Here is a 17,198-nt window from a genome sequence, read left to right on the forward strand (position 1 = left end):
AAGAACCTTGTTTTCCAAAGACGCGTCCACGACAGGGTTCACTGCCTGATCAGGCCAGAAATTTTGCCTGTGCCTTGCGCAGCGACGCGGGAGGCAGCGTACCTTCCGGGGTATGGCCATCCTGCACACCTGTCCCTAACGCGGTCACAACCGGCACCACGCCGCCCCACTGCGTGGAGGGCAGATCGGCATCATCCTCAACCGGGCCGCCCGTTCTGATCTTTGCGCTGGCTGCCTCGATGTCCAGGGCAATGACGCCTGTAGCCTTGCGTTCCTGCGCCGTCATGGCCCGCACCTCACCCGAACGGCCCGGCAGGAGATGATCGGTTATGGCATCGAGCGCCAGTTGATGCTCCTCCGCCAGAACCTTCCTCGCGGTGCCATGCACAACCGCACTGCGGTAATTGACCGAGTGGTGAAATGAAGAGCGGGCTACGACGATCCCTGTCAGTTGGGTCACGGTCAGGCAAAGCTTCTGGCCATCCAGCGCCATGATCCGTGTCTTGGAAGCGCCATGCAGATAGAGCGTGCTGCCGATACGGGCATAGGCCATCGGTATGACCATTGGACGCTCATCGGCCACAAACCCGACATGCCCGACCAACCCCGTATCGAGAATGGTGTGGAGGGTCGCTTCATTATAATGCGCGCGCCGTGCCTGCCTCGCCCTGGCGTAATCGGGAATCATGGCTCGTTTCTCCTTGCTCGGCATACGGCCCCTGACTTGGCGCCTGTCGCAAAGGCGTTAGCGCAGGAACTGGACTGATTCGAGAACCGGTTTTATGGTTTTTTTCCATGCCAGTTTACCTGCCCGCCCTGTTCAGCGTTGATCCCCACACACCAGACCCCTTGCCTGTTCAGCTCTTCGCAGCTCTGAGTCGCGCCATTAAATCGGGCAAACTGGCACATGGCGAAGCCTTGCCCTCGACTCGACAGGCCGCCGCCATGCTCGGCCTGTCGCGCAGTTCGGTCGCCACGGCCTATGACCTGCTTCGGGCGGAAGGTATTCTCGATATGCGGGCCGGACGACGCCCGGTTGTGCATTGCACGAACCTCCCCTCACCCCGCACAGTTACGGGCGGCACGACCACCCTGTCGGACAGAGGCAGGATTTTGGCCCAGGACCCACGGGCTGCAAGCTATCAACGCGATACAGGCCGCTTATCCCCCGGTTTCCCGGATGAGGCACAGTTTCCCGCCAATCTGTGGGCCCAGACGTTGCGTCGTGTTGCGCGCCAGAATCACGGCGATGAAGCCGCCTATGGCGGGTATCACGGGGCTCATGCCCTGCGTGAGGCAATCAGTACCCGCCTTGCGAGCGATCGCGGGCTGCATGTCAGCCCCGGGCAGATCATCATCACGCCAGGCACTCAGGCATCGCTCACGCTCATCGCGCAGGTCATGACCGACCCCGGTGATGTGATTGCCGTGGAGGATCCCGGCTATCTGGGTGCCCGTGCGAGCTTCATGGCATCGGGCGCACGCCTCGTCCCCGTGCCGGTTGATGATTACGGGATGCAGGTCAGCCAGCTGCCCCCCGAAGCACGACTTGTCTATATCACGCCATCGAACCAGTTCCCTTTGGGCGGTCGCATGGGGCTGGACAGACGTCTCGCCCTTCTCGACCGCGCCAGAGCTCAGGGCGCGCTGGTACTCGAAGATGATTATGACAGCGAATTCCTGTGGCATGGTCGCGAAATCGCCGCGCTTGCCGCGCATGGCACGGGGTGTGAATGGCTCTATCTCGGCTCCGCCTCGAAAGCCATGCTGCCGGGACTAAGGCTGGGCTGGATGGCCGTGCCCGTGCCGTTGGTTGCGCCCCTGCGGGCGGCACACCGCACAATGGGTCTGGCCGCCAATCTGCACGCCCAGCTTGCCCTCGCGGCCCTTATGGAAACAGGACAATACCGGGCGCATCTGCGCCGTATCGCGCGTCTTTACCAGCAGCGGGGCATGGCCCTTTATCATGCCCTCTCAACCGTGGAAGGACTGCATGTCACGCCGCCGCATGGCGGGGTTCAAATTGGTGCGATCCTTGAACGTGCTGGTTTCGAGACAGCCTGCCTGACAGCGCTCAGTGCAGCGGGCTATCGCATAGGGCGTCTGTCAGCCCTTTGCCAGCAAGCATCGCTAGAGGGGCTCATCATGGGCTTTGCCTCGCTGCGAGAAGATGACCCGACCAGACTTGCCGCCCTTTTGCGAGGCGTCCTTGAAGGTGCGCCGGGCGTTTGAGTCCGTTGCGGCAAGGTCAGCCCTTTGGCTTGTGCCAGCCCCCCATATGACAAAGATGATGCCATTCGTCTTCGGTGACAGGCGCTACCGAGAGACGTGACTGACGCAAAAGCGCCATGTCAGCCAGAGCCGGATCAGCCTTGATGGTCGCGAGAGAGACCGGATTTTCAAAGGCCCCACAGGCTTGAACATCCACGCACACCCATTTGCCGCCCTCGGCGCTCGGATCGGGATAGGATTCACGGACAACCCGGACCACACCCACGATCTCCTTGTCCGAGACCGAGTGATAGAAAAATGCCAGATCGCCACAACGCATGGCGGCGAGATTGTTGCGAGCCTGATAATTGCGCACCCCGGTCCAAGGCTCGATGTCGTTGCGCACCTGCTGCTGCCATGAAAAGGCCTCGGGTTCGGATTTGATCAACCAGTACTGCATTATCGTCTCTCTCTTATCGGCATGACCTGTCTGAGCAATCGGAAGAAACTGCGTGATGCAGGCTCCCTGCTCGGCCCTGAATCCCCTATCAGAACGGCGCCCAGTCAGAATCTGCCTTGGATGGCAGCCGATGCGGGCTATATCATAACCGCACTCCAGGGAGAGAGAAGCACGACGTGACAAGCACTGCGCAAGACGCCACGGCAGGTAAAAACTTGGAACGACCCGCACGAGGAACGTTACTGCATCGTTATGCTAATCCGGGACGTTTCCTGAAGCTCTCGCGATGGCTGCTGCCACTTCTGGTCCTTTTGTCATGCCTGACGCTTGGCGTTGGTCTGTTCTGGGCGCTGGTCTGGTCGCCGGCGGACTGGCAACAGGGGGATGCCGTGCGAATCATGTATATCCATGTCCCCATGGCGATACTGGCCTCGGGTGGCTATGCCGCGCTTGCCGTATGCGGGGTTCTGTCCCTCGTCTGGAAGCACCCGCTGGCCGACCTTGCCGCCGTCGAGATCGGGCCGCTCGGCGCCGCCATCACCGCACTGTGTCTGATCACCGGTTCGCTCTGGGGCAAGCCCATGTGGGGGACATGGTGGGTGTGGGATGCACGGCTGACGTCAGTTCTGGTGCTGTTTTTTTTGTATCTCGGTCATATTGCACTGATTCAGGCTTTCGACGACCCGCAGCGCGGGTATCGTGCCGCAGCTGTTCTGGCCATCGCCGGTGTCATTGATCTGCCCATCATCAAGTTCAGTGTCAGCTGGTGGAACACCCTGCACCAGCCAGACAGCATCACGCTCACCCATGCCCCTGCCATGCCGCCCTCCATGCTGCTGCCGCTATCATGCTGTATGGCCGGCTTTGCCTTTGGTTTCGCTGCACTCGTGACAGGGCGCGTCAAGGCGGCCATTCTCGAAGCCCGGGCCCGACAGATCATGACCCGATCGCTCATGCATGAGGGACCGGCTGCGTGACCCATCTGCCCTATATCGTTGCCTCCTATGCCGTGACGCTTGTGATGATCGGTGCCTTTACCCTGCCCCTCGTGATGCGGCTGCGCCGCGCCAGAGCCCGCCTTGCGCTGCTCGAACAGCGTCAGGAAGCCAGACAGCGCAGCACCGGACGCCGCGGTACCGGATCGCTCCCCGATCAGGGGGCGACTTCATGAGCGATGCGCTCTTTCAGACGCGCCCGAAGCGTCGCATGACCCGCAAATCCCGCCGTCTATGGCTGGTCATCAGTTGCCTCGCCTGCTTCGCTGTCGCGACGGCGCTGGTGCTGAATGCGTTTTCCTCCAGCATTGTCTTCTTCATGGCGCCCTCACAGCTTGTGCAAAAGCCACCTGCCTCCGATCGGGTGATCCGTCTTGGCGGCATGGTCGTGGCGGGATCGCTTCGACGCGAGACGGATGGCAAGACACCGGTCAATTATTTCAGGGTCACGGATGGGCAGGCCGCCGTCGAAGTGCGCTTTGAGGGCATCCTGCCGGATCTGTTCCGGGAAGGGCAAAGTGTGGTCGCCCTTGGCAGCTATCATGCCGGCGCACCCTTTACTGCCTCGGAAGTGCTGGCCAAGCATGACGAGACCTACATGCCGAAAGAGGTGGCTGAAGCCCTGCAACGCAGCGGCAAATGGGATCCGCGCTTTGGCAAACCACCCAGTTCCGAAAGCTGGACAAGCATGATCCGTGACGATGCCAAGGGTCACACAACACCATGATTTCAGTCCTGGGGGCCGAACAGGGCCATTATGCACTGGCTCTGGCCTGCGTGATCGCACTGGCCCAGTTCATCCTGCCGCTTTGGGGGGCCGCACGCGCCAGAGTTGCGCTGCTCGATCTGGCCCCGGCGCTGGCTGTAGCCCAGCTGCTGACACTGGGCTTTTCTTTCGCAAGCCTGATTGCCTGCGCGGTGAGTGATGATTTCTCGGTTCAGAACGTGGCCGCGAATTCTGCCCTGAGCAAGCCGTTGCTGTACAAGATCACGGGCGTCTGGGGTAATCACGAGGGATCGGTTCTGCTCTGGGCGCTTATCCTTGCCCTGTGCGGGGGGGCCGTGGCCCTGTTTGGCCGCAATCTGCCGCTTGTGCTCAAGGCCCGTGTGCTGGCCATTCTGGGTGGCGTATCGACCGGGTTCCAGCTTTTCTGTCTGCTCACCTCGGACCCATTCGAGCGCATCTGGCCAGCACCCGATGACGGGCAGGGCATGAACCCGCTTTTGCAGGACCCCGGCCTCGCTTTCCACCCGCCCATTCTCTACACTGGCTATGTCGGGTTTGCCGTGCCCTTCGCCTTTGCTGTCGCCGCGCTGATCGAGGGCCGTGTGGATGCGGCCTGGGGCCGCTGGGTCCGTCCCTGGGCCGTGGCGGCCTGGGCCTTTCTCACATGCGGCATCGCGATGGGCTCGTGGTGGTCCTATTATGTGCTGGGCTGGGGCGGCTACTGGTTCTGGGACCCGGTGGAAAATGCCTCGCTTATTCCCTGGCTGACCGGAACGGCCCTTGTTCATTCGGCCATCGTGGTCGAAAAACGCGATGCCTTGCGTATCTGGACCGTCCTGCTGGCCATTGCGAGCTTCTCGTTCTCGCTTTCAGGCACGTTTCTCGTACGCTCGGGTATTCTCAATTCGGTTCATGCCTTTGCCAATGACCCCGCCCGCGGCATCTTCATTCTGGGTCTGCTCGCGCTCGTCATAGGCGGGTCACTTGTGCTTTTTGCCTGGCGAGCCCCTTCGCTCACTTCGGGGGGCATCTTTGCACCGTTTTCACGCGAAGGCGGCCTTGTGCTCAATAACATCCTGCTTTGCGCCCTGTGCGCGGTGGTGGTGACTGGCACCATGTACCCCCCCTTCATGCAGATCCTGACAGGGCGGACCCTCTCGGTCGGCAAGCCGTTTTTCGATGCCACCACCATCCCGCTGGCGCTGCCCCTTCTGCTTGCGATGGGTATCGGTCCTTTGCTCTCCTGGAAGCGTGCACGCCCCTCGCCGGTGCTGCGGCGCCTCTTTCCAGCGGCCTGTTTTGCGGCGGCTGGGCTTGCAACCATGCTCGTTCTGCTCGACGGCCTTCTGCCTGCGCTCTGTGCGGCGGCGGGGCTATGGGTCATTGCGGCCAGTCTTTCCGATCTGGCCGTCCGTCTTGGCGTCACCACGACCCGCTGGAGTGCAATACCCCGGACCATGCGCCAGCGCGTGGCAGGACTTCCCCGCGCCGTATGGGGCGGGGCTCTGGCTCATATCGGCGTAGGTGTGACGGTGCTGGGTCTCACTGGCATGTCTCAGGCGAGTCATTCCGTCGTGGAACTCGGCGTCGGAGAGACGATCCAGCAGGATGCGCTGGTCTGGCGGCTCGATGGCGCCAGACAGGAGGACGGTCCGAATTACCGCGCGCTCGTAGCCGACCTGACTGTCCTGCACGCCGGGCGTGTCATTGCCCATCTGCACCCGTCGCGCCGCGATTTCACAAGCCAGCATCAGGTCACGACCGATGTCGCCATAAGAACCAACCTGCTGCGTGACCTCTATGCTGCACTAGGTGAGGCTCATGGTACAGGCGCGCAGACCCGCTATGTGCTGCGCCTTCACAATAATCCGCTTGCCCCCTGGATCTGGCTTGGCGGTGTGATCATGGCTCTCGGGGGGGCGCTTTCGCTGTCGGATCGGCGCCATCGCCTCGGTGCGCCCGGCCGAGGCCGCTCAGCCCCTGCACTGCCGGACGCGAGGGAGATACGCCTATGATACGCCTGACAAGACGCCAGATGTTCATGGCGCTCCCTGTAGCTGGGGCGACACTGGCAGGGCTGGGATGCTGGAAGATGCTGGCGGCGATGCAGGATGGCTCCTTCGACCCTCATGCCATCCGCAACGATCAGGCGATCGAGACGATCCCGGATTTCTCGCTGCACGGTCTGACGGGGCAGAGTGACGGTTTCTCAACCGCTGACCTCAAAGCCAGTCCTGTGCCTGTGCTCGTGAATTTCTTCGCCTCCTGGTGCATTCCCTGCGTCGCAGAAATGGCCGCCCTGCGGGCGATCAGCCGCGACATCGCTCTTTGGGGTATTGCCTACAAGGACAAGCCACAGGACGCCCGTCGTTTCATCGAGCGCGATGGCTCGCCTTATGCACGCACCGGCCTGGATGACAGTGGCATGACCGCCATTGACTGGGGCGTGACCGGCGTACCCGAGAGTTTTCTCGTCATGCCGGGTGGGCATATTGCCTGGCATGGCGCGGCCGCGCTTGATGACGCCCTGTTTCATCAAACAATCCTGCCTCTCGCCACGCAGGCATCTGCCCCATCTACAGGTGATGGCAGGTCACCATGAGCCCGTCAGGATTGGCCTTACGTTCTCTCGTTCCGGTGTGGCTTGGTGTTGTTCTGCTGACAGCGCTGCTGGCTCTCACACCCCTGATATCCGGTCGGGCTCTGGCGCTGGACGATCCGTCCGAGATGCTGCACGACCCCGCACAGGAAAAGCGGGCGGCTGCCATAGGGGCCCAATTGCGCTGTCTGGTGTGCCAGAACGAATCCATCGAGGATAGCAGCGCAGGGCTGGCGCGCGATTTGCGCCATGTCGTGCGCGAGCATGTGGCAAAAGGCGAGAGCGACGTCCAGATCATGGCATGGATGACCCATCGCTATGGCGAGTTCATCCGGTTGAAGCCGCAATTCTCGATGGCCACATTGCTGCTCTGGACCATGCCGGCTCTGGCGGTTGCCGTAGGTATTGGCGCAGCCCTTATGATGATGCGCCGCAAGCAGGAAGAACCTCCCCTGACTGAAGCCGAAGCCACGCGTCTGGCCAGTCTGCTGCGTGAGGAGAGCAAGCCATGAGCTGGCCCGGTTTCCTGCTTGTCACGCTTCTGGCCCTCTCGCCGCTGCTTTGGCTGATATTCCTCCAGTCGAAGCGCCAGATCCCACCCGTCGGGCCACGCCTGTCAGCCCTCGCGCTGTATCGCGAGCAGTTACGCGAACTCGATAGGGATATGGCCTCCGGGCTGATCGACCCCACTGAGGCGGGCAAGGCACGGCTGGAGATACAGCGTCGCATTCTCGCCGCCGACGCGCTGCCTGATGACAGATTCACAGCCCGCGCCCTCCCAGCAGGACGTGTGGATGGCGGCTCTCCTGATAATCGCGAGGGCCGTCCGGCGCAGGTTTCACGAGGTATGCGGCGCTGGAAATCCGTGCTCTGGCTACCAGTGCTGCCCGTCGCAGGGCTCGCGCTTTATCTGGTGAACGGTCATCCGTCACTTCCAGCCCAGCCGCATCAGGACCGCACGCGCAGTGTCTCGCCGGAACTGCAGGCGCTTTTCGGCAAGCTGGCCCGGCAGGTGGCAACACTCTCCCCTCAGGACCCGGATTTCATCCGTTCGGCCCTGCTGCTGGGTCAGGTGGATGAGGCCATGAATCGCCCCGATGAGGCCATCGGCCTGTATCGTCGTGTTCTGGCTATACGGTTCATCCCCGATCTGGCCGTGCAGGTGGCAGAGCTTCAGACACGTCGCGACGGTCACATTTCACCCGATAGTCTCGCCCTGTATCGGCGCGCTGTGGATGAAGCCCCGGCAGATGCCCCGTGGCGTCTGGCGGTCGAGGCCCGCATCGCGACAGGCGAGCACGAGAACACGCCCTGAAATCAGCCCAAGACCTGTCGCCACACTCCCTGCCCGAATGCAGCGCGCCTCAGAGCCGACGTGCAATCGCCGCCCGAACGCGCTGCCAGGTTCTACGCAGCCCGTAAAAACGGGTCTGCTCAAAAGCGGGCCTGACCGTGCAGCTATTGCCGAATTTCGGGGCAAAATCGACGAGGGCTCCTTCGCGCACATATCGCCGGTAAAGCGCTTGGGTCTGATCGGTCTGCCAGCCTGCTGCCTGGCAGAGCACAGCCGCGAAAGCCTGCGAACGTGGGGGAAGGAGGTCAGCCGCATGGGATGCATAGCTGACGGCAAGCCAGCGATAATGATAGCGCACATCGGGCTTGACTGCGCTGCTGTCGAAACGGGCGATTTCCTGCGCCGTGACGAAGGTTCTTGAGGCAGGCGGCTTCTGGGCTGCTGGACCTTGCACCGAGCGAGGATCGATGTTGGCACCCCAGCCATAAGTCCCGCCCCAGATATGATAATCTGGCCCCAGCTCCGTGCCGGTCAGCTCCATGCCATAGAGCTTCGAGATCCGTGCCGCCAGAAACCAGGCCTCAGCGCGACCTGCCCGGGTCCAGCGCGATTTTGCATCCGAAAGCGCCTTCGCATAGGTCTTGATCAGTTGATCATAGGTCAGATTAAGCGGCTGGCCTTCCGCGCTCTCGAGCGCGAACCCCGCAATGTGGTCGTGATCCGTATAATTCAGGGCTTCTGCAAAGTGGTTTTCGCGAATCAGGCGTCTCACGAGGAGCGAACGCATGACATCCGGCATCGTCTCTACGGGCGGCTCACCCGCAGGTTCGGTCTGGCCATTCTGCACCCTGGATGGTCTGGCACCGGATGCGTCGGCCGGCGTTGGGGGCACGTTGGCATCCACAAACTGCCTGAGTTCATCGACGCTCAGAACACGCTCAGCGACATAGGCGGCATCGATCCCGACATCGCTGCCCGGTCCGGCCTGCTGCGCGGCTTTATAAAGCCAGAGAAGCGCCTGCACATATTCGCCACGCGATAGCGCCAGCACGCCCTGCTCGCCCTGCATACGCACGGCAATGGCAGGGTCTTGCGCAGGCGATAATGTTGGGAATCCTTTGGTCGCTTCGGCATAAGCAAGCGTTGCGGCTTTTGTGTCATTGGCACGGACAGCCAGCTTGGCGCGCACCCAGGCAGCCAGAGGGGACGGATTCTGTTTAGCGAAATCCCGCGCCAGATCGAACTGACCCTGACGATAGGCCGCGGCCGCCAGCACATCGGTTCCGTCATCCGGTTTGACGCCCTGCTCATGCACGGCAGTCGCGAGATTTTTCAAGGCTGAATGGGCGAGGTCATTGTCATAGTCGAAAGACAGCGCATAGGCGCTGAGCAGCTTGCGTGACAGCGGATCAGCGGCGAGCCCTCTCACCAGATCGGGATATTGCGAGACCCAGGCCAGGACGTAACGCAGGGAGTCCTCACCGGCGTAGGATCCGGATTCGACCTGATGCACATAAAGAAGGAGCGCCTTGCCAATCAGATCCTTCCTCAGGCTGCTCGTGCACGGGGCACGGTTTTCCATTTCGCGCCAACCACACAGACCATTGGCACCGCGCAGATAGAGCTTCGCCTCTTCACCCCATGAGGCCTTGGCCAGGGCGTCAGGATCATATGCGCCTGCCTCGACCAGCGACCGCGTCTGGGCAAAGGCCCGGGCGGCTTCAGTCAGGTCATGCTCCGGATCATTCCCTGACGCGAAAGCCGAAGCACTATACGCCTTCCCCAACATGAAGGCCGCCATGACTTTCTCATGAGCGTTGCTTGTGTCTGGAAGCGCGAGAACCGCCTTGAATGCGTCAATCCCATGATCGGCGCTATTGGGGTCGCGATAGGCCTGCGCGCCGCTTTGATAAAAATCACGCGCCCGGGCTTCTGTTGGATGATCCTCATCCGAGGGCGACACAGCGCCTGACCCTCGCGACGGCTCTGGCGTTACCTTCTGTCCGGGATAAAGATGTCTGATTGCATAGGAGAACGAAAAAGCAGGTAATTTCTCTAGCGTGTGTGCACGGTCATTCAGCAACGGCTCGGGGAAGAACGGACCGCACGCCATGACCCCGACAAGGCTCGCAGGCACCAGAATCATCACGCCGAGCAAGGCGCCCTGCCTTGCTGTCAGTCGCTTTCGGCGGGGTGCACGGTCTTCAGAAGCGTCGGGTAACGTCCTGCGCTGAGACATTGATCTGATCTTTCTTTTTCTGGCAGGTCAGCCAGCCCGCAACAATTTCCTGCCCGACCGGCAGAAGCGCCTCACCCGTTCTGACAAGAACCGGGCCAGTCTGGTCGTAATCAAGACGATAAGGCCCTTGCGCCCCCATACCGGCGCAGTCCTTGTCAGCATGGATAATGAGCGGCAGCTTGGCGTCAATCGTGCCGTCATTTCTCAACACGATATGATACAAAGCTGTCCCTTGCGGGTTCAGGCCAAGCGAGAGCGCCCGGCGCAATGGCTCGTGCCTGACCAGCGTCAGCCACGCAGGCAGGCTCCAGGCGCGTCGGTCACCGGCAACCGGCAGGCGGAACCAGATCCATCCAACCAGACCGGCTGGCGGGGCGTGTTCGATACGCTTCATGAACCGCGCAACCTCCTCCGGAGCAACGGTCAGTTCCTGCCCCGCCCCTCTGGCAAGGCCGCGTGCCATCTCGCTTTCAACCGCGACCGGCTGCCCCGCCTCGCCCCAGATGATTTTCGTACCGTAGCTCGGCAGCGCAATCCGCCACGGAACGGGCGAAATCCTGCCAAAGCTTGCCGCGTCGCGCTGGGCCTCATGAGCCCTGAACAGCCCGCCTGCCGGGTTGCTGACGGCGTGAAGCTGCAGCACGACGCCCTCGACATGGGACAGGACTGAACCGAGCGCCGGTGCGCCGATCCAGCTCGGCAAGGCTGTAATCGTCAGACGGTAGCGCCCTGGCAGCCTGCGATGAAGTGCATCAAGCCATGAGTCATAATCGGCAAGTCGGGCGGTGGGGCAGTCATGATCGATCTCGATCCCTTCCGGCGTAAGGCCAAGCGATTGCCATCGGGCAAGCACCTGCTTGATATGGTCGCCTGTCTGAGCTGGATCGAGCACCAGTATTCGGCCACTGAGGCGAAACACGGCAATAACGTGATGCGACGCCAGAACCTGTCTTGGGTTGAGCAACGCCGTGTCATGCCACTGGCCGGTCTGGTCGAATTCGGCGGCGAGAATGTGCCAGGTCTGGATAGAGGGCGCAGCCTGCACGATGGACTGGGTCAGATCCTCCCGCCATTGGCGCTGCCAGATATAGGCATCCGACGACAGCTCGACTGCCGGGCGCCTGTCGGATCGCATGGTGAAGACTCCGGTGACACAAACTGTCGCCGCCAGAAGGAAGAGGATCCCCGCGAGAGCATGACGCCGTATCAAGATCGCTCCACCTTCTGCACTCTGATGCGGGCATTCCGACACAGATCCCTGCCAGGGGCCTGCCCTGAGATTTGCTGCCACAACTTATCCGGGTGGCATGTCTTCTGCCAAGACTGGCTGCTTCGCGTTGCCAGCTCTCTGCCTTGCTCTGCTGCGCTCTGTCCTAGGGCACCCCGACCATTGCAGAACGCCTCCAGTTGTGTGCCTGCCGGGATGTGGCGTGGCGTATCGTGGCGTGGGGCACTGAACTACATCATGCGTGAGACAAACGCCTGCGCCGTCGTGACTATCATATCGACGGCTGACGGATCGACGGTCGGCGCGCACCAGCAGGGCTGGGTTGCTTGTACGGGGTGCCACCTCTTAACCCCTGCCGGTCGGCTGGCCCGCTTTTCATGTTGCACTCGCCCCACGCTTCGCGGCATGTGCACATCATGGCACGTCTCTCCCCCCTGCCCCGACAACGCTCGGTCATCACCGGCAACTATCTTCCTGTGCCGCGTCCCCCGGCGCAGGAAGCGATCGTTCTGTGCCCGGTATGCCGTGGCAAGATGCAGCGTACGGATGAACAATGCCCTACTTGCCGTGCCGAACGTCATTTCGGGCCAACCCGTCGTGAAACTGTCCTCAGCACGCTGATCGGCCTGGTAGCAGCGCCGGCCCTGTCACTGCTGCTGATACGCCCTTCAGGCTGGACTGTTGCGTTTGCCGTCGCCGGCCTGCTGGCGGGTTTTTTTGTGGCGCATAGTCGTCATACAGGCGATCGCTGGTTACGCGATCCGCGCTGATCCGGAAAATCCGTAACAAGATGCAGCTTTCGGCACGTCCGGCGAAGCGCTAAGGGCAATACTCATGTCTGCTACGGCTTCACGCCCCAAACATCGTTCTCTTCTGCTCCTGCGCGAACGCTACATCCTGCGTCAGCTTTTTCTCGGCCTGGTAGGCATTACCAGCGGCGCCATTGCGTTGATCTGGCTGATGCAGTCACTGCGTTTCGTGTCACTGGTAGTGGATCGCGGCCTCTCGCTCAGGGTATTCATCCAGCTCACATCGCTGATGATTCCCTCCTTCCTGGCCGTCATCCTGCCGATCACGACCTTCCTCGTGATTCTCTTCGGTTATCAGCGTATGTCTGGAGATCGAGAGCTCAACGTCATGCAGGCAGCGGGTCTCTCACCCTTCCAGCTGGCTCGACCGGCAATGGCCTGTGCCCTGATCACGACCGTTATCGGCTATATTCTCAATTTATGGCTCGTGCCCGTCTCCTACCATGCGTTCCGACGCTACGAATTCGAGATCCGCAATCGAATGGCTGCCTTTCTGCTGCAGGACGGTGTCTTTGCGCAGCTTTCCAAGGACATGACCGTCTATGTGCGCAAGCGTGACCGCGATGGCGAGATGCATGGTGTGTTCGTTGAGGATGACCGGCAGCCCGAGGCCCGTGCCACAATCATTGCCGAACGCGGAACGATGGTCGTGGTCGACAACCAGCCGCGTGTCGTGTTGTTCAATGGCTCACGTCAGGAAATTGATCACCATACCGGCCGCCTTAACGTTCTGACTTTTGACCGTAATTCGATCGATCTTTCCAGCAGCAAACAGGCCGATACTGAAGTACGTGATGCCTCTGAGATGTCTCTTGCCGAGCTGTTCCATCCTGACCCGCGCTATGTCTCGCAGCGCGACTGGGGCAAATTTGCCGTGGAAGGGTGGAGGCGTCTGACTTCACCGCTGACCACCCTGTCATTCAGCATGATCGCACTTGTTGCCGTACTGAGCGGTGCTTTTTCACGCCACGGCAACATCAAACGCCCACTGGCCGCCATCCTCTCTGTCGTGGGGCTGATGGCCATGTCACTCATGCTGCAAAACCTGGCCGGACGAAACCTTGGGCTCGTTCCGCTGCTATGGGGCGTGGCGATCTTGCCTGCGCTCGGTTGTGCCGCCTGGCTGTTCCTGCCCAGAGGGCTGAACTCAGGCCGGAAAACCACTCATGGCGCGTAATACCCTGGCCCTGTTCCGGGGCACATCGGCCGGCGTGTCTGTCACGCTTTCGGTCTATATCTCGCGTATCTTCACGCTTTTTTCTCTCGCAATGATTGCAGCGCTCACAGGGCTCGTCTCCCTGTTCGACTTCATCGATCTGCTGCGCCGTGTCGCAACCAAGCCTGACGTGCCGACCAGCCTGGTGACTGAGATTGCAGGCCTGCATGTGCCGTATTTCATGATCATGATCATGCCCTTCGGTATCCTGCTGGGCGGCATTGTGTGCTTCTGGCGTCTGACCCGTTCATCCGAACTGATCGTCGCACGCGCGGCCGGTATTTCAGCCTGGCAGTTTCTGGCAGCCCCCCTGGCCTGCGCCATCCTGCTCGGTGCCTTTGGCACCATGGCCCTCTCGCCACTCTCCTCCTCCATGTTCCGAAAGGCGGAATTACTGGATGAGGCCTATCTCAAGACGGGCGGTGGCCCGCTTTCACTCAACGGAGGCGCCCTGTGGTTGCGGCAGCTGGATGACGAGCAGGGCGGTCAGGGCGTGGCCATTCTGCACGCCCGGCATGTTTTTCTGCACGACCGCAAGCTGACGATCAACGACATCAGCATCTTTCGTCTGGACGCGCGTGACCAGCTGGTAGTCCGCATCGAAGCACCCCGCGGCGAGCTGGTAGAGGGCGCGTGGAAACTCGAAAATGCCGCCACCGTCAGGCCAAACCACCTGCCCATACATATTGGCGATTATCTGCTGCCCACCAATCTCTCGTTGAGACGTGTGGAACAGAGCTTTGCCTCGCCTGACACGCTGTCAGTCTGGACACTGCCAGGTTTCATCCATCTTCTCGAACGCTCGGGTTTTTCCTCCATCCGGCATCGACTGCACTTCCAGACTCTGTTAGCTCTTCCGATCCTGTGCGGTACGATGGCACTGGTCTCTGCCGGTTTCTCGATGCGTCCCACGCGACGCGGCGGCGTCGCCCGGATGCTGGGCTCGGGAATCGCTGCGGGCTTCGCGCTTTTCACCATCTCGAAGGTGGCGGCGCAATTTGGTGAATCCGGTGCATTGCCGCCTGTCATGGCGGCATGGGCACCGACTGGCGCGGGTCTTTGCTTGGCGGTAGCCTTGCTTCTGCATCTGGAGGATGGTTGATGTCGAAACGGCGCGTTGCGCATCACAGGCGCAGGTCCTGGCTTGCTGCCTCCATGCTGGCGGGCACGGCGACATTCGGCTCGATTCCCGAGGCAGATGCGACCATGCAGCGCCAGACAGGGCCCAAGGTCGCCGTAGGAAAACCCTCCTCGCAATCCGACCCAGTCACTTACCTGGCTGATAACGAGAGCTATACACGCAGCGGCGTGGCAACCTGGACCGGCAATGTACAGGTCTGGCAAGGCGAGCATGCGCTGCGTGCCGACAAGATTGTCTTTGATCGCAACACGGGTGTTCTGACGGCCACAGGTCATGTTGCCATGGTCGAACCCGATGGCAGCACCAGCTTTGCGGACTATGTCGAGCTCAGTAACGGCATGCACGATGGCATTGCACGCGGCATCTTCCTGCGCATGGAAGACAATGCGAAGCTTGCCGCGAACGGCATGAGGCGCACCAACGGCAAGATCAACGACATGGCCAAGGCTGTTTATACAGCCTGCCAGATCTGCGCCAAGGATCCCTCACGGCCACCTTTCTGGCAGCTGCGCGCCTATAACGCGACACAGGATGCCGAACACAAGCGCATCGAGTTCAGCCACGCCTATCTTGACATGTTCGGACTACCGATCATCTACCTGCCGCTGTTCTCGATGACGGACCCCAGTGTCAAGCGCCAGAGCGGCTTTCTGATCCCGGGTATCAACCCGCATGACCGCTATCTCGGCACCTATTTCACCATCCCTTATTTCTGGGCCATCGATGACCAGCAGGATCTGACTGTTCAGGGGCTTGTCTCGACCCGCACCGGACCGCAGATCAGCGGGCAGTATCGAAACCAGCTCAATTTCGGCAAGATCAACTTCACCGGCGGCGTCGCGTACAGCACCCACAAGGAGGGCAGCTACGTCAACACCTTCGGTAATACGGTCAGTGGCACCAACGACAACGGTATCCAGGGCTATGTGCGCGGCGGCGCCGTTTTCGACCTCAACGATCACTGGCGCGCTGGTGCCAATGTGAACCTTGCCTCATCAGCCAACTATATGCGTGACTACCGCATCACCGGCTATGGCAATGAAACGCTGCAATCGACCGCCTATATCGACGGTTTTGGCGTGGGCTCCTATACGCGTCTGGATGGGCAATTCTATCAGGGTCTGAACCAGGGCGTTATTCGCAACTCGAATCTGCCTTTCGTACTGCCGCGCTTTACCTATGCGTTTCAGGGTGAGACGGATCCGCTGGGTGGCACGTTCTCGCTCAGCACGAACGACTTCAACGTCTATCGTCCTGAAGGCACACGCGACCAGCGCGGGCAGATCCAGATGAACTGGAACCGCCCGTTCCACAATGTCCTGGGCCAGATCTGGCTGCTGACGGCACGTCTCGATGCCACGGTCTATCAGGCGAGCCATCTGACAGAGCAGCCAACCTACTATACCGATACCGGCACGCACACGACCGGCTGGGTCCTGCCAACAGTTGCCTTGAAAATGAATTGGCCGTTCATGCGCAGCTTTGCGCATGGTCATGGCTCTCAGGTGCTCGAACCCATCGTGCAGGCCATTGCTGCACCGAATATGGGTAATAGTGCCACGCGCATGATCCCAAATGAGGATTCGCTGCAATACGAATTTACCGACAGTACGCTGTTCTCACTCAACCGCTATACCGGCACGGACCGCCTTGATGGCGGGCTGCGCGGCAATATCGGCGTGCATGGCAACTGGACATGGCGCGGTCACGTGGTCGATTTTCTGGTGGGTGAAAGCATCCAGCAGCATGTTACGCAGAATCGTATCCCCTATTCGGGTCTCTCACATCATCTCTCATCGCCTGTTGCGCGCGTCCGTGTCAGTCCGAACCGTTATCTCGATCTGACAGCGCGCGGTCGTTACGATCCCTGGCGCAAGAAATTCGATTATGGTGAAGGACTGGTCAGTGTCGGTGTGCCCGTATTCCATGTGAATGCCGGTTATATCTATGAGCCCGTCACACCCTATTACTTCTACGCAACGAACTATCGCCTGAACGGGCCAACGCAGGTTTACTACACGCCGACAAATGAAGTGACCGCTGGCGTCTCGACGTCCTACAAGCAGTATCATGCTTCGGTCTATGGCCGCCGGTCGCTCTCGCGTCATGAGTTTGTCAGCCTGGGTGGCGATATCGGCTATTCGAACGACTGCTTCGGCTTGGACATCCTTGCGATCAAGCAATATACCTCGATCGGTGGCCAGCAGCGTAATACGACGGTGCTGTTCAATCTCACCTTCAAAACAATCGGTACCTTCGGAATCAATGGCTGACGGACG

At 60.8% G+C, this 17,198-nt stretch carries 16 protein-coding genes; 12 read left to right on the forward strand and 4 right to left on the reverse strand.

Translation table 11 applies throughout. The features are described 5' to 3' along the window. Positions 1-49: 49 nt before the first annotated feature. Positions 50-688: a pyridoxamine 5'-phosphate oxidase family protein gene (locus ACWNRM_RS01580; RefSeq protein ID WP_485169182.1), complete on the reverse strand. Its 639-nt coding sequence runs from the start codon at positions 686-688 to the stop codon at positions 50-52. Positions 689-795: 107 nt separating this feature from the next. On the opposite strand from ACWNRM_RS01580, the gene pdxR reads away from it, so the two are divergent. Continuing rightward, complete coding sequence (pdxR, locus tag ACWNRM_RS01585; RefSeq protein WP_485169183.1) at positions 796-2,232, forward strand: MocR-like pyridoxine biosynthesis transcription factor PdxR; 1,437 nt, start codon at positions 796-798, stop codon at positions 2,230-2,232. Positions 2,233-2,248: 16 nt separating this feature from the next. Here pdxR and ACWNRM_RS01590 read toward each other — a convergent pair whose 3' ends face one another. Then, a complete protein-coding gene (locus tag ACWNRM_RS01590; RefSeq protein ID WP_485169184.1) occupies positions 2,249-2,671 on the reverse strand; it encodes an EVE domain-containing protein in 423 nt (140 codons plus the stop codon). Between the two features lie 215 nt (positions 2,672-2,886). Here ACWNRM_RS01590 and ACWNRM_RS01595 point away from each other — a divergent pair, with 215 nt between their 5' ends. The 7 genes from ACWNRM_RS01595 to ccmI are packed head-to-tail and all read left to right on the forward strand — an operon-like array spanning position 2,887 to position 8,307. Next, positions 2,887-3,648 (forward strand): heme ABC transporter permease, encoded by a 762-nt coding sequence (locus ACWNRM_RS01595; protein ID WP_485169185.1) that lies wholly within the window; start codon positions 2,887-2,889, stop codon positions 3,646-3,648. Next, on the forward strand, positions 3,645-3,842 hold the full coding sequence (gene ccmD, locus ACWNRM_RS01600) for a heme exporter protein CcmD (protein WP_485169186.1): 198 nt from the start codon (positions 3,645-3,647) through the stop codon (positions 3,840-3,842). Before ACWNRM_RS01595 ends, ccmD begins: the two co-directional genes overlap by 4 nt. A 35-nt stretch (positions 3,843-3,877) precedes the next feature. Next, positions 3,878-4,393 (forward strand): cytochrome c maturation protein CcmE, encoded by a 516-nt coding sequence (gene ccmE, locus ACWNRM_RS01605; protein WP_485169310.1) that lies wholly within the window; start codon positions 3,878-3,880, stop codon positions 4,391-4,393. Next, positions 4,390-6,408, forward strand: a complete 2,019-nt coding sequence (locus ACWNRM_RS01610; protein WP_485169187.1) for a heme lyase CcmF/NrfE family subunit — start codon at positions 4,390-4,392, stop codon at positions 6,406-6,408. Before ccmE ends, ACWNRM_RS01610 begins: the two co-directional genes overlap by 4 nt. Continuing rightward, the gene (locus ACWNRM_RS01615) at positions 6,405-6,995 is read left to right on the forward strand and encodes a redoxin domain-containing protein (RefSeq protein WP_485169188.1); all 591 of its coding nucleotides are present in this window, start codon (positions 6,405-6,407) and stop codon (positions 6,993-6,995) included. The genes ACWNRM_RS01610 and ACWNRM_RS01615 overlap by 4 nt, the downstream gene beginning before the upstream one ends. 53 nt (positions 6,996-7,048) lie before the next feature. Continuing rightward, the gene (locus ACWNRM_RS01620; protein WP_485169311.1) at positions 7,049-7,504 is read left to right on the forward strand and encodes a cytochrome c-type biogenesis protein; all 456 of its coding nucleotides are present in this window, start codon (positions 7,049-7,051) and stop codon (positions 7,502-7,504) included. Further along, on the forward strand, positions 7,501-8,307 hold the full coding sequence (gene ccmI / locus ACWNRM_RS01625) for a c-type cytochrome biogenesis protein CcmI (protein WP_485169189.1): 807 nt from the start codon (positions 7,501-7,503) through the stop codon (positions 8,305-8,307). Before ACWNRM_RS01620 ends, ccmI begins: the two co-directional genes overlap by 4 nt. Before the next feature lie 49 nt (positions 8,308-8,356). Here the strand turns inward: ccmI and ACWNRM_RS01630 are convergent, their stop codons facing one another. Both ACWNRM_RS01630 and ACWNRM_RS01635 read right to left on the reverse strand, forming a co-directional pair. Beyond that, entirely contained in the window at positions 8,357-10,525 is a 2,169-nt protein-coding gene (locus ACWNRM_RS01630; protein WP_485169190.1) for a tetratricopeptide repeat protein, read from the reverse strand. Then, positions 10,491-11,660, reverse strand: a complete 1,170-nt coding sequence (locus tag ACWNRM_RS01635) for a DUF3142 domain-containing protein (RefSeq protein WP_485169191.1) — start codon at positions 11,658-11,660, stop codon at positions 10,491-10,493. Before ACWNRM_RS01635 ends, ACWNRM_RS01630 begins: the two co-directional genes overlap by 35 nt. A 509-nt stretch (positions 11,661-12,169) precedes the next feature. Between ACWNRM_RS01635 and ACWNRM_RS01640 the strand changes: the two genes are divergently transcribed. The 4 genes from ACWNRM_RS01640 (at position 12,170) to ACWNRM_RS01655 (ending at position 17,192) form a co-directional block, all read left to right on the forward strand. Further along, a complete protein-coding gene (locus ACWNRM_RS01640) occupies positions 12,170-12,523 on the forward strand; it encodes a hypothetical protein (RefSeq protein ID WP_485169192.1) in 354 nt (117 codons plus the stop codon). 64 nt (positions 12,524-12,587) lie between these two features. Further along, entirely contained in the window at positions 12,588-13,739 is a 1,152-nt protein-coding gene (lptF, locus tag ACWNRM_RS01645) for an LPS export ABC transporter permease LptF (RefSeq protein ID WP_485169193.1), read from the forward strand. Next, on the forward strand, positions 13,729-14,880 hold the full coding sequence (gene lptG / locus ACWNRM_RS01650) for an LPS export ABC transporter permease LptG (protein ID WP_485169194.1): 1,152 nt from the start codon (positions 13,729-13,731) through the stop codon (positions 14,878-14,880). The genes lptF and lptG overlap by 11 nt, the downstream gene beginning before the upstream one ends. Next, positions 14,880-17,192 carry an LPS-assembly protein LptD gene (locus ACWNRM_RS01655; protein WP_485169195.1) on the forward strand — a complete coding sequence of 771 codons (2,313 nt, stop codon included), beginning with the start codon at positions 14,880-14,882 and terminating at the stop codon, positions 17,190-17,192. Before lptG ends, ACWNRM_RS01655 begins: the two co-directional genes overlap by 1 nt. Positions 17,193-17,198: the final 6 nt, after the last annotated feature.

It is taken from the genome of Asaia sp. A2 (assembly GCF_057319415.1).